The organism is Petrocella sp. FN5 (assembly GCF_029210395.1).
Lineage (GTDB): Bacteria > Bacillota > Clostridia > Lachnospirales > Vallitaleaceae > Petrocella.
Genome location: NZ_JARGDP010000071.1, coordinates 1 through 13,190, shown reverse-complemented (window position 1 = coordinate 13,190; position 13,190 = coordinate 1). Strand labels below are relative to the sequence as shown.

Here is a 13,190-nt window from a genome sequence, read left to right as displayed (position 1 = left end):
GATATAAAAAATACTGAGGAAAAAAAGACAGAAGAAGTAGCAGGAAAAGCTACAGTCGATGAAAAAGTAGATGAAAAAGACATAACAATCGAATAACAGACTTGTAACCCATCTTTTCATCTAAATATCTAGAGAAGATGGGTTTTATATATCTGGGAAAGGTGATTAGCATGGACATTGATACAGTAGCATTAACGGAACAATACGAGTTGGTTCTAGAGTTTGTGGCTAGGTTTGCTCAGTACGGTCCATTTGCCGGCATCCTTTTAGCCATGGTTGAGGCTTTTTTTCCACCATTGCCATTGGTTGTTTTTGTCACCATCAATGTATTGGCTTATGGGTTTTGGCAAGGCTATTTATATTCTTTCATTGGAACATTTATTGGTTCATGGTTGGTCTTTTTGATTATAAGAAGATTTGGACACAGCCGCTTTAGTCGTTTGGTGCATAAGAGCAGACGGTTTGACAATTTACTGCATTGGATTAAGGAGAAGGGTTTTGTACCGATTTTTGTAATGCTGGCCTTCCCTTTTACCCCCTCTATTATTGTTTGCGGTTTAGCAGGATTGGCAGATGTGAAGAAAGATGATTATTTCTTTGCTTTGTTTTTTGGGAAATTAATTATGGTCTTTTCTTTAAGCTTCATTGGCTATAATGTTGGAGCATTTATTTCAAAACCTTACAAATCCATTTTATTAATTCTTTTAACAATAGTAGTATCTTTTATAGGGAAACGCATGATATCATGGTATGAAAAGAAAATAGAAAAAAAAAGATTCAAAAAACACAGAAAAGTATAAAAGGCTATTGACGAATGAACATCAGGATGTTATAATTCTTTTCGTTGCTCCAATAAAAAAATGGGGCTTCAAAGCGAGTTTGTCGAGTTTACAATAAGTATAGGGGTATAGTTCAGTTGGTAGAACGTCGGTCTCCAAAACCGGATGTCGTGGGTTCAAGTCCTACTGCCCCTGTTATTATCATAATGGTAATTATTAATCTCCCGGGCGCATAGCTCAGCTGGGAGAGCACCTGCCTTACAAGCAGGGGGTCACAGGTTCGAGCCCTGTTGCGCCCATTAGAGTGTAAGCTCTATAACTACATATACGGCGGAGTGGCTCAGATGGCTAGAGCATTCGGTTCATACCCGGAGGGTCATCGGTTCGAATCCGATCTCCGCTACTAAAAAAGATCTCTTATGAGGTCTTTTTTTAATTCCTAAAAATAGAATACAGTATATCATTGGTTGTCATAATGTATCAAAACCGACACTAAAGGCCTAGGTAAGAAATCCTTTAGGACAGGTTGAAAGCAAATGGGTACATTGCACTTGTTTAAAGAAATTCATGAGGTTATACTATGGTTAAGTAGTCAATAATACCTGTTGACATAAAGTATGGCGATAGATTAGTGACTTAGTTTAGTGTGTTCAAGTGTTAAAGGTTTTTGTTAGCATAACTTACTATTTTGATTTGACAGTAATACACTAAGAATTGGGGCTGATGAGGAGTCCTAAATGCATTGGGGGGCCATATATGACATTGTTGATTTTAGAAGACGAACCGGAGATAAGTGAGCAGATTAAAGAAGCGGTAAGCATAAAGAAGCTTTTCGATCATGTTCTTGAAGCAACCACCATTAAGGACGCATTGGATATGGCAAAAAAGAACGAAATAAGCATTTTTATTGTAGATCTTCTCTTGCCGGATGGTAATGGCTATTCTTTTATTGATGCCATTAGAAAGCTACCACAATATGAGTTGGCTTGGGTTGTCATTGTTACAGGCATCAAAGAGCCAACCGAGAATATCCTAGAAGCATATAACAATTCAAAGTGCAATCGGTATATTAGAAAACCATTTTCTATGAATTATTTAACGGATATGTTAGAAGAACTTTTGTACAAAAAAGTAATTATTCAAGATCAATTAAGTAAGCTTAAAATCAGACGTAAATCAAGAGACTATTTTTTCAACCATAGCGAGATAGTCTATATTGAGACGGTAGATAAGGTTGCTTATATTTACACGAAAAATGATAGGCACCCGATTGGGAGAGTGACACTGAGTGAACTTGAGGAACAGTTACCGAAAGAACAGTTCATTCGTGTTCATCGAAGTTACATTGTGAATCTATTGTTCATTGACTATGTTAATAAAAACAATAGCCAAAGTATGATCAAAATTAAGCATTATGATAATATGATACCAATTGGACGCACTTACAAAGAAAACTATAATCTATTGCTGTAATTGATTCGTGCTTCTATCCTATGGTTAAAAGATTTTGGCTAGCCTAATCCACAATGAAGAAGTATCTATATACTCTAACTGTGGATTGCCACTTCCTAAGTATCATGCAAGTAAGAAAGTCGAATTAATGAATAAAATGAGTGCCTTATGGCGCTTATTTTTATTGGTAATTTGAGAAGCTTATTTTAATGCTTTAATCACATCAAGTCATTCTTCTTAATTAAAGCTTCTTTTGTTGACGTAATTGTATCAAATAGGTTAAGATTGTAGAAGGAGAAAGCTGTAAGTGGCTAAATGACAGGATAAGCTAGATAGATGAAGGGATGAATTATGAAAGTATTGTACGATTATCAAATATTTAGAACACAACGTTATGGGGGTATATCCAGATATTTCACCAATCTGATTCAATGCTCTGATAAGGAAGATGCGATTGTACCGGTATTTCATTCGAAAAATTATTACTATAATAAATTAAATGATAATTTTGATCATAAATATGAAAGTATGCTAATTGAGAAGGTTAATAATTGGATTTCAAAGTTTTTGACCAAACGAACTTTGCGTAAGCAACAGGTGGATATCTTTCATCCCACGAATTATAATACCTATTTTTTGAAATATCTTAAAAATGAAAAAGTAGTTATTACGATTCATGATTTAGGTAGAGAACTATTTCCTCAGTATTATGGTAATATTGATACTTTATTGGAAGAGAAAAAAAAGCTGATTATGGCCGCAGATCACATAATCGCAGTTTCAAATAATACGAAAGAAGACTTAATTCATTTTTATCATTTAGAACCTGAGAAGATTACAGTTGTATACCATGGCCTACCTTTAAGATTTGGAAAAGTCAACATTACCTTAAGAGGATTGCCAAAACGCTATATTCTGTTTGTAGGACAAAGAACAGACAATAAGAATTTTAAGCTGTTTTTAGAGGCCATGTCGATGGTTCTGTTAGAAGATGAAACACTGAATCTTTTATGCGTTGGAGGTGGTGAGTTTACAGAAAATGAACGTAAAGAGATTGCTGAACTTGGTATTAACAGACAAGTAGGGCAACGTAATTTGAATGATGAAGTGTTGGCGGCTTGTTATCGTCAAGCGTTAGCTTTTGTCTACCCTTCTTTATATGAAGGATTTGGCATACCGATATTGGAAGCATTTACTATGAAATGTCCGACAATATTAAGTGATATTGGTAGTTTTAGAGAAGTAGCACAGGATGCGGGTATCTATTTCAATCCCAATGACGTATCTATGATAAAAGCACAGATTAAATGGGTGCTAGATCCTGTTAATAAAAATAAAATTGAAGAGAAAATCAAGCAAGGCACCAATATCGTTCACAGCTTTACCCTAGATAATACGTATGAGAAAACGTATGAGGTCTATGAAGCGGTACTTAAAGAAAAGTTATAGGAATATGTCATGACATATCTTGTTTTATTCTTGATTTCGTTGTATGATGATGGAACAATAACGATTAAAAGAAATGAGGCATAAAATGAAGTTGTTAAACTATATTCTAATTAATAAGGAAGCAAGGCTCTTTGATACGAAGGAGTTTCTATTAAAAGCTTTTGTTGCGGTTTTGATTGGTTCTTTTGTAGGGGAAAGCATTCCGTATGTGTCGAAAGATATGATTTCTGTGCTTTTCGGTATGATGTTAACCTTAGAACCTGTTAATTTAACAGGCATTCGAAGTGGGTTTAAACAAGTCGAAGCCTCTATTATTGGCGCATTAATAACTGGTATCATCTTATCAGTTTTAGGCTATAATCCATGGTCAGCGGCATTATCTATAACGGTTACCTTGTATGTTAGTTTGTTAATCAATTGGCGTCAATTTTCAGTTGTCGCAGTATTTACATCTATCTATATGACTCAATATGTGCAATTGGACTTGCTTGGTAATCCAAGTGAATTTGAAACCTTTAAGCTTAGAATAACCGCCTTAATAACAGGTGTTGCCATTGCCATGTTTGTTAATCTGCTTTTTTCATTTATGGGTTATAAACATATGATGGAAAAAAGAGTCTATCACTTATTAGATCAAATCAGTAAAAAAACAAAAGCCATTTATCATATGTTAAGCCTTAAGAATTATGAGGATGCTCATATAATAATGAAAGACTATGGGGATTTATTTAATAATATCAATTGGATTAATGGAACAATCATGGATTACCAGAAAGATTTTTTTACGTTTAAGAATGAGCAAAAAAGTGTTAAACTTGAGAAAATCATAAAAATGACCACCTTACTTAGGGAAATGTCTCATATAACATATGACATCTGCTTTAGATTGTCCAAAGGTGATCATGGTTATAAGGAGCCAGAATTTGTAGAATGCTTTGAGCATATTCTCCACCGTATGGATCAGCTTCTAGAAAAACTAGATTGTATCATTCACAATAGGGACGTCACGAGTATTATTGTGGTGGGTTCAAGAGATAAATCCCATGAAACCTTAAAACTCTTAAATGAGAATATTGAGCACATGGATCATCTATTAACCCACTATTTGTCGCGTTAAAAATCGAGCTAATAGAATTGGGAGTAAATAATATGAGAATAGGCATGGGATATGATGTACATAGATTGGTTGTAGGTAGAGATTTGATTATTGGGGGCGTGACCATTCCCCATAGCCATGGGCTCTTGGGACATAGTGATGCAGATGTATTGACCCATGCAATTATGGACAGTTTACTTGGTGCGATGGCTTTGGGTGATATCGGCAAGCACTTCCCGGACACAGATGAGAGATACAAGGATGCGGATAGCATCATGCTTCTTAAAGAAGTTGGAAGCCTTATGGCCCTAAATGGCTATAAGCTTGTGAACATAGATGCCACCATTATTGCTCAAGTTCCTAAGATGGCCCCATATATAGATACTATGCGTATGATTATAGGGAAAACCCTAAAAACCAGCATAAGTAATATCAATATAAAAGCAACAACGGAAGAAGGAATGGGCTTTACCGGTGAAAAAGAAGGCATCAGTGCCCAAGCCATCTGTTTACTGATAAAAAGTGAATAAAATTGGAAATATGAAGCTAGTAAGAATCAGGCCCATAGATTGGAGAACAACATGGAACTAAAACCATTAACCATTGATGATCAGGAAGTATTAACACCATATATTGATAAACGTTCTATCCCAAATTGTGAGTATTGTTTTGCTACCCTATATTTATGGAATAATAGATACAACATACGATACGCCAAATTTGAGCATTATATACTGTTGATTGAAGAATTTGAAGGCAAGATCTATGCCATAATGCCTCTTTGTGAAGAAAGCTATTTCGATGAAGCCACAGAAACTTTAATTGATTATTTTCATAGTATTCGTCAACCCGTTGAGATTTTGGTAACAGACGAAATCTACAAAGATTTTATTGAAATAAACTATAAGGATCAATTTGAGATTACAACAGATAGAAAGCAATATGACTATCTATATGATGCTGAGGCCCTAAGAACACTTAAGGGTAAAAAACTCAGTAAAAAGAGAAACCATCTAAATAGCTTCAAAAGAGAATATGAGGGAAGATGGCGGTATGAAGAGATTTCTAGTGATAGAAATCATGAGATCTGTGAGTTTGTAAAAGCTTGGGGAGAAACCAAAGGAGAAGACGCTGGCATGCTAGCTGATGAAATAGTCGGTGTCTGTAAGATTATCGAGCAAATGACCATTCTAGAAGTTAAAGTGGGCGCGATATACATTGACGATGTGTTAAAAGCAGTGACCATTGGCTCTCTAATGAATCATGATAGAGAAGCGGTGATACATATTGAAAAAGCAGATCCAGAAGTACGAGGTCTTTATCAAGCCATCAATCAGGAGTTCCTGATACATGCCTATCCGAATGTAGAATTTGTTAACCGTGAGGATGACTTAGGACTTGAAGGCCTTAGAAAAGCCAAATTAAGTTACTACCCCATCGACTTAATCAAGAAGTACAACATCCGTGAGAAAGTTTAGTATGACTATGGAGGCGTTATGATTAGAAGGCTGGATGAACGGGAAAAAGACAAAGCCCTAGATTTATGGCAAGAAACGTTTGTAGAAGATGGGCCATCTCTGGTGGCCTATTATTTTAATACCCATATTCATATGAACCAAGTAGCAGGTTATATGGAAGGTGATAACCTTATCGCGATGGCCCACCTAAACCCATACCAATTAATGTGGCAAGGTTGTCTCTATAATGTTTCGTATGTGGTGGGTGTGGCAACAAAACAATCCCATCGACGACAAGGTCTAATGAGAAAAATGATGACATGGCTGCTAAGAGAAAGATATGATGCAGGTGATGTCTTCTCAGTCCTTATGCCTATAGACTCAAGACTGTATAATCAGTTTGGTTTTGGTTTTATTCAGGACGTTGCCCTTTATAAGTTCCATTATCAGAACCTTAACCGAATCATAAGGACAGTACCAAATGAAGAAATAAGTGTAGAAACAAGCATACAGTTATTACCGATATACAATAATTACAAGAAAACATTAACATTATCTCAAAACAGAGGCATGCGTGATTTTGAACATTTATTAAAAGAAGTGCATTCGGAAAAGGGGCGTGTGGTTATTGTCCCTGATGGATATGTGATTTACTATGATTTTGAGGACATTTTTGTTCGAGAATGTATTTATACATCCGATGAAGGTCTAATGAACATCTTAGATTATATGGGTAGTATTGCAGGGGAAAAGTCGATTCAATGGCAAATGCCAAAAAACAATCCCCTAAAACATCTAATTCCCCATATGAAAGAACATGAAAGAATAGAAAAACCTTTTATGATGGCTCGTATACTTCATGTAGAATTACTTTTTGAAGCCATGGCTGATCTCTTAGGAACCTGTACCATCAAGGTCATAGATGACCAGATTCTTGAGAACAACCATATATATAGAATAGATGGACAAGTTAGCATTACTCATGAAGCACCGGATATCACAGTGGATATTGAGTCCTTAGCCCAGTGGTTATTTGGCTATGACACCTTGGAATCCCTTGCCACTATTCGACCCAAAGTCATGATTCATCAATATCATATGTTATATCCAAAATACCCGATCCATAATTATTTTACCGCTTTGATTTAAGGCGTTGGTTTCCATGTTGGAAAAACTAAAGGGTCTTCCTCCATGAATTTCCAAGGATTTAGATTGACACCATTTTTAGATACAGCAAAGTGTAGATGAGGACCGGTTGAAAAGCCAGTGGAGCCGACTTCACCGATGATCTCCCCTTTTTTCACCTCTTGTCCATCCTCTACATAGATTTTATGCATATGCACATAGGTTGTAAAAAGTCCTAATCCATGATCCAAGACAACCACATTGCCGGATATAATAAGGTCAGAGGAGAATGTGACGATACCATTATGAGCGGCTTTTATAGGTGTACCTTGAGGTGCTGCAATATCAATGGCGTTGTGCCTAGAGCTTTCCGGTCCGTTATTAACATATCTAATAACCGAGTATTCTGTGGAGATACGGCCTTCAACAGGCTGAATAAAAGGGCTATCCCATAGCTTTTCACCAACAGAATAAGCTTTTGCATTTTTGAACTTTTCTGCGTCTTTTCGGGCATTTTCATCGGATCTAAGAGAAGCGGTGGAGGTATTAACAGTCAAATGTTGTGTTTCAAATATCTTTTCGATAATCTGGTATTCAATCTTCTCTAAAAGTGTATTGGTCGATGCTTCATATAGACTTAGACTATAGTTACCGGGAGCGGTTCTGCTATCGATAGGCACCAGTGCAACCAGTTCATTTTCGTGATGAAAAACACCAATGGTATTCTCAAATATAGGGGTTTCGATTCTGTAGTCAAGACCAAAAGGTTGTTCAATGAGAACCCCAATACTATCTCCGGGCTCAAAAGTTGTTTTGTTAAGATGCAAGGATTCTTTAAGATGAAGGTCCAGTCCGAAGGCATAGTTAATTTTACCGGAATAATCTAAAGTAGTATCATCCCATATTGCCATTAAGGTATAAGTATAGCGACCGGATTTTTCAGGGACAGGTAAATTACCGATGTCATCTATAGTATAGGTGATTTCTTCTCTTCCATTATCTATGGCCAAGAGAATCTGATTCGGTGACCTACGATCAAATTCTAGGGAAATATTAACAGCATCGGTGTCTGTATAATAGGTTTCAAAATGTGTAGTCTGGTCCTTAATATCGTAGGTTACGTTATCTGTTACATGTATCTGCCAATCTTGATTATAAGCATAGTCCACAGTCCTATCATTAATAACCAGTTGAGGCTTAGATGGCATCAAATAAGAGAAATGATTACGAATAGGTAATTTTTTTAAATAGGTATCAACCCATTCAAAGGGAATTATGTAAGTACCATTAATATTTTGTGCTCGTGCTTCTTTGTTTGTTAGATCGAAGCTCAGATCATATTTCATGATGCCACGAATGGTATCCAAGTCCAGTAGATAGATAAGGTCAGGCTTAATACTTTGTGCTTTCACGGGTGCATCCAGTAGGTGGGTATATAGGTCGGACAAACCATCTTCAGGGGTAAGGGTATCAACTTTTACTAGATGATCCTTCGATTCAGGAAAATAAACAGTAGCTTGTACAAGGTCATCTAATGTAAGAGCCGGGCTACAGCTTGTCAAGATGAATAGTACGAGTATCATAATGAGTATATGAATTTTTTTCATGGTTTTAGTGCCTCCAATATATATTCATTTATAACCAAGCGATGTTAGTTATGAGATGGATGTGTAGTGTATTATGTTAACTGACAACGAGGACATCTTCTAAGAAGAGGGTGTCTTTAACATTATAGCCTTTGAGTGGTAAATAGTAAACCGGCGAATGCATATTACCATAGATTTTCTATCCAAAAATCGGATTGTGAGCCATAGTAACCTATGTTATAATGATGAAAGTATGACGTTCAAGTGCCTTGGTTATCAAGGTATATTAAGCTCATAAGACATTGATTGTGAATGTTGAGCATAAAGATGGAGTGAGATGATGAGTAAAATTCGAACAAGATTTGCACCGAGTCCGACAGGGAGGATGCATGTTGGTAATTTGAGAACCGCTTTGTATGCTTATCTAATAGCGAAACATGAAGGAGGCGACTTCCTTCTTAGAATCGAAGATACAGATCAAGAGAGACTGGTTGAAGGTGCCATAGAAATCATCAATAGAACCATGGAAGGTACTGGATTGATTCATGATGAAGGTCCGGATAAAGATGGTGGTTTTGGTCCATATATCCAAAGTGAGCGTGTACAGGCAGGTATATACAAAGAACATGCTATGAAGCTTCTTGACAAAGGAGAAGCGTATTACTGCTTTTGTGACAAAGAAAGATTGGAACAGCTTAGAAAAACAGCTGAAGAGAACAAAGAAAATTTTAAATATGACAAACATTGCCTAGACTTGACCATGGATGAGATTGCAGAAAAATTAGACGCAGATATACCTTATGTTATAAGACAAAACAATCCAACCAAAGGCAAAACAATCTTCAAAGATGTCATTTATGGAGATATTTCAGTGGATAATATTGAATTGGATGATATGGTCCTTATGAAATCCGATGGGTTTCCCACCTATAATTTTGCTAATGTGGTGGATGATCATCTTATGGAAATCACCCATGTGGTGAGAGGGAATGAATACCTTTCTTCTTCCCCGAAATACAATAGACTTTACGAAGCTTTTGGATGGGATGTACCGACCTATGTCCATGTGCCACTGATTACAGATGAAAACCATAAAAAACTATCAAAGCGTAGTGGTCATTCGTCATACGAAGACCTGGTTGAAGAAGGTTTCCTAAAGGATACGATAGTCAATTTTATTGTACTTCTAGGTTGGTCGCCTTCAGACAATCGAGAAATATTCACTTTAGAAGAATTAGTAGAAGCCTTTGATTATAGACATATAAATAAAGCACCGGCAGTCTTTGATATAAAGAAATTCACATGGATGAATGGTGAGTACATCAAAAACATGGATGAAGCAACATTTTTGTCCTACGCTATGAAAGAAATAGATAAAGTCTTATTTAATAATCATCTAGATAAAAAAACCATTGCTCTATTGACACAACCTAGAATTGAGAAGTTCAATGAAATCCCAAATATGATTGATTTTTTTGAAAAAGTGCCGGAGTACCATATAGATATGTATAATCATAAACGTATGAAAACTAGTCCCCAAACAGCTCTAGAAGATCTGCCTTTATTGCTACCGATATTGGAAGCCCATGAAACATGGACGATTGAGAGTTTGCATGACTTGGTTATGGCTTTTGTAGAAGAAAAGGGCATGAAGAACGGACGTATTTTATGGCCACTTCGAACCATACTTTCAGGAAAAGAATCCACACCGGGAGGGGCTTTTGACATAGCTGCTATCTTGGGTAAAGAAGAATCTATAAAGCGTATTAGAATCGGTCTAGAAAAATTGAAAAATGATTTAGATAACATGAAAGCTTAAGTGATCGAATAAGAGGTGAAAATATGATTCGTTTATTGGTTAATCGACGAAGCATTCGAAAGTACAAGACCCAAAAAATAGAATGTGAGAAAGTGGACAAGCTTGTTACGGCGGCTCTACTTGCACCCAGTTCAAGAGGCAGAAAACCTTGGGGTTTTCTGGTGGTGGATGATGAAGATATCCTAAACCAACTATCACAGGCCAAGGCACATGGATCTACGTTTGTGAGCAAAGCACCTATGGGTATTGTTATCATCGGTGATACAAGCGTAAGTGATATGTGTGTTGAAGATTGCGCCATAGCGGCTACTTATATTCAACTAGAAGCAGAACGCCTTGGTCTTGGTAGCTGTTGGGTTCAAATCAGAGAAAGATTAACAGAGAAGGGTACTTCATCAGAGATCTATATAAAGGAACTTTTATCTATACCGGAACACTACATGGTTGAAGCAATAATTGCTATAGGCTATCCGGATGAGGAAAAAGCACCTCACGACTTAGAGGAACTTGATGTTCACAAAGTGCATTATAATAAGTATAAGATTATGTATCCAGGTCATTATTAGAATCCTCATTGTTCTGGAAAGGCTTATGAGTATGAAAGGATATATCCACCTAAACCACAAGTTTTTTCAGCTTTTGAAATGACGGATTATAATCAGGTTAAAGTGGTTATACTTGGACAGGAGTTAATCTCTACGATACATTCATCTATGATGGCCAACCTCTGTGAAGGCTTTAATTCTAAGCATTTGGTTAGCGTAAAATAGTGTCGGATAAATAAAGATAAAAGAAAAACACCAAGTTGTGATATTACAAGTTTTGTCTAGAAACAATAAATCATAACAGAAAGGTGTTTTTCTTATGCAAACAAGTATACAACAATTTATGGAGTTTGAGATCAAAAAGATTGAAAAAATCGTAGAAAGTTTCATGAACGATGAAACTATGAATATTGGTGAGTTTGTGTTAGGACTCGAAAAGCCCTTGCAAGAGCTACAAAGAGAGATTATAGCAGAAACTATTGAAGGCATCGATGAGGTTGATAGAAATTCAATCTATCGAACCGATCGGTATGTCATCGAGAGATCGAAAGACCCGAATGCCTTCACGAGCACATGTGGCGAAATACATTATACTCGAACCTATTTCAAATCAAAAGAGACAGGCGACTATATATACTTAGCTGATCAAGCATGTGGTATCACAAAAAATATGATAAAAAGTGAAGATGTAGTTATAGAATCAGTGGTAAGCATGCTGTGAAAACAGATGATGTGATCAGTAAGCAGGCAATTATGAAAGATATTCATAGCTTAGAGATACCCACACTAATTCTTATTGTGAAGAAAAAGAAAAAGGTCAAAATATTATACATTAATGCCGATGAAGACCATGTATCCTTACAATTCAACAACGAAAAGGGAGATTTAAAAGTTGAAACAAATGGCTATAAAAGCAACACAATAGAGCCTCGCCTAGCCTGTATCTTTGAGGGAATTGAAAAGGAAAGTGAAACGAGTAAAAGAAAGAAATTAGTAGGAAAGCATTATATTGCAGGCGTCTATAAAAAAAGCAATGAGATATGGGAAGAAGTCCTAGAATACATCGATTCAGTCTATGATGAAACATATATAGAAAAAATCTACATAATGGGCGATGGAGCCGCATGGATTAAGGCAGGCGCCATCGGATTAGGCACCAAGTGCCATTTTGTACTAGAAAAATTTCATTTAAACCAAGCAATAATGATGGCTATAAGACATCTTGGAGATTCAACAAGTGACGCTAGAGAAGCCATATATGATGGTATTAGTTTTGAGGATAAAGATAATATAAAAAAGGTGTTTAAGATTGCCACAGAATGGGAAGATAGCGACAGTAGACGCGAACAGATAAGAAGAACTAAGGTATATATAGAAAATCACTGGGAAGCCATCATAAGACCCAATAGTGATGAATATGCAAGGATGGGCTGTAGTGCAGAAGGCCAAGTGAGCCACCTATTGTCTTCAAGATTAAGTAGTCGCCCGCTAGGGTGGTCAATGGTCGGTGTCGATAAGATGGCTAGGCTGAGAGCCTATGTAGCCAATGATGGCAAAGTATGTGATCTGTTTAAATACAAGCAAGAAAAAAAGCAGCGTATTATTCAAGAAGAGATAGGAAAAGAAGTGAATAAAGAGATAAAAAGGAAACAGAAGACCTATACAGATGTTTGGAACCATCAGACAGTCGCAGGTAGTACCCGGTTAGTAGATGGCATGTATTGTTTTACAAAGAAACTAAGGGGCATCAATTAAACTATAATTGGCAAGAAGACATAAGAAAAAGTAAAACCGGATGTGTAGAGGATAAAGTTCCTGGAATGACTATATTGCAAAACGCCAGAATACAGGGATGTATTCCACCTTCGTTTGATACATGGAC

10 protein-coding genes, 3 tRNA genes and 1 pseudogene are annotated in these 13,190 nt (G+C 36.4%); 13 read left to right on the top strand and 1 reads right to left on the bottom strand.

Features of this window, described 5'->3' with window-relative positions; all coding sequences use genetic code 11:
* The first annotated feature begins 170 nt into the window (after positions 1–170).
* The 10 genes from P0N36_RS12795 (at position 171) to P0N36_RS12750 (ending at position 7,382) form a co-directional block, all read left to right on the top strand.
* Positions 171–800, top strand: a complete 630-nt coding sequence (locus tag P0N36_RS12795; RefSeq protein WP_275843241.1) for a TVP38/TMEM64 family protein — start codon at positions 171–173, stop codon at positions 798–800.
* Between the two features lie 101 nt (positions 801–901).
* A tRNA-Trp gene (locus P0N36_RS12790) sits at positions 902–974 on the top strand.
* Between the two features lie 31 nt (positions 975–1,005).
* A tRNA-Val gene (locus tag P0N36_RS12785) sits at positions 1,006–1,078 on the top strand.
* A 30-nt stretch (positions 1,079–1,108) separates the two neighbouring features.
* Positions 1,109–1,182: transfer RNA gene (locus tag P0N36_RS12780), tRNA-Met, on the top strand.
* Between the two features lie 353 nt (positions 1,183–1,535).
* Entirely contained in the window at positions 1,536–2,252 is a 717-nt protein-coding gene (locus P0N36_RS12775; RefSeq protein WP_275843240.1) for a LytR/AlgR family response regulator transcription factor, read from the top strand.
* Positions 2,253–2,582: 330 nt separating this feature from the next.
* The gene (locus P0N36_RS12770; RefSeq protein ID WP_275843239.1) at positions 2,583–3,680 is read left to right on the top strand and encodes a glycosyltransferase family 4 protein; all 1,098 of its coding nucleotides are present in this window, start codon (positions 2,583–2,585) and stop codon (positions 3,678–3,680) included.
* Positions 3,681–3,765: 85 nt separating this feature from the next.
* The gene (locus P0N36_RS12765; protein ID WP_275843238.1) at positions 3,766–4,797 is read left to right on the top strand and encodes an FUSC family protein; all 1,032 of its coding nucleotides are present in this window, start codon (positions 3,766–3,768) and stop codon (positions 4,795–4,797) included.
* Between the two features lie 32 nt (positions 4,798–4,829).
* Positions 4,830–5,306, top strand: coding sequence for a 2-C-methyl-D-erythritol 2,4-cyclodiphosphate synthase (ispF, locus tag P0N36_RS12760; RefSeq protein WP_275843237.1), 477 nt, complete (start codon positions 4,830–4,832; stop codon positions 5,304–5,306).
* Positions 5,307–5,357: 51 nt separating this feature from the next.
* Positions 5,358–6,254, top strand: a complete 897-nt coding sequence (locus P0N36_RS12755; RefSeq protein WP_275843236.1) for a DUF2156 domain-containing protein — start codon at positions 5,358–5,360, stop codon at positions 6,252–6,254.
* An 18-nt stretch (positions 6,255–6,272) separates the two neighbouring features.
* Positions 6,273–7,382 carry a GNAT family N-acetyltransferase gene (locus P0N36_RS12750; protein WP_275843235.1) on the top strand — a complete coding sequence of 370 codons (1,110 nt, stop codon included), beginning with the start codon at positions 6,273–6,275 and terminating at the stop codon, positions 7,380–7,382.
* On the opposite strand, the gene P0N36_RS12745 is transcribed toward P0N36_RS12750, so the two are convergent.
* Positions 7,379–8,965, bottom strand: coding sequence for a M23 family metallopeptidase (locus P0N36_RS12745; protein ID WP_275843234.1), 1,587 nt, complete (start codon positions 8,963–8,965; stop codon positions 7,379–7,381). The genes P0N36_RS12750 and P0N36_RS12745 overlap by 4 nt on opposite strands.
* A 319-nt stretch (positions 8,966–9,284) precedes the next feature.
* Between P0N36_RS12745 and gltX the strand changes: the two genes are divergently transcribed.
* From gltX to P0N36_RS12730, 3 genes and pseudogenes are all read left to right on the top strand, one after another.
* Entirely contained in the window at positions 9,285–10,763 is a 1,479-nt protein-coding gene (gltX, locus tag P0N36_RS12740; protein ID WP_275843233.1) for a glutamate--tRNA ligase, read from the top strand.
* A 23-nt stretch (positions 10,764–10,786) separates the two neighbouring features.
* Entirely contained in the window at positions 10,787–11,329 is a 543-nt protein-coding gene (locus tag P0N36_RS12735) for a nitroreductase family protein (protein WP_275843232.1), read from the top strand.
* Between the two features lie 298 nt (positions 11,330–11,627).
* Positions 11,628–13,063, top strand: a pseudogene (locus tag P0N36_RS12730) (ISLre2 family transposase).
* Positions 13,064–13,190: the final 127 nt, after the last annotated feature.

Excerpts from the sequence above, each read along its gene's own strand:
- P0N36_RS12795 (WP_275843241.1), top strand. The coding sequence starts at position 171 with ATGGACATTGATACAGTAGCATTAACGGAACAATACGAGTTGGTTCTA.
- P0N36_RS12775 (WP_275843240.1), top strand. The coding sequence starts at position 1,536 with ATGACATTGTTGATTTTAGAAGACGAACCGGAGATAAGTGAGCAGATT.
- P0N36_RS12770 (WP_275843239.1), top strand. The coding sequence starts at position 2,583 with ATGAAAGTATTGTACGATTATCAAATATTTAGAACACAACGTTATGGG.
- P0N36_RS12765 (WP_275843238.1), top strand. The coding sequence starts at position 3,766 with ATGAAGTTGTTAAACTATATTCTAATTAATAAGGAAGCAAGGCTCTTT.
- ispF (WP_275843237.1), top strand. The coding sequence starts at position 4,830 with ATGAGAATAGGCATGGGATATGATGTACATAGATTGGTTGTAGGTAGA.
- P0N36_RS12755 (WP_275843236.1), top strand. The coding sequence starts at position 5,358 with ATGGAACTAAAACCATTAACCATTGATGATCAGGAAGTATTAACACCA.
- P0N36_RS12750 (WP_275843235.1), top strand. The coding sequence starts at position 6,273 with ATGATTAGAAGGCTGGATGAACGGGAAAAAGACAAAGCCCTAGATTTA.
- P0N36_RS12745 (WP_275843234.1), bottom strand. The coding sequence starts at position 8,965 with ATGAAAAAAATTCATATACTCATTATGATACTCGTACTATTCATCTTG.
- gltX (WP_275843233.1), top strand. The coding sequence starts at position 9,285 with ATGAGTAAAATTCGAACAAGATTTGCACCGAGTCCGACAGGGAGGATG.
- P0N36_RS12735 (WP_275843232.1), top strand. The coding sequence starts at position 10,787 with ATGATTCGTTTATTGGTTAATCGACGAAGCATTCGAAAGTACAAGACC.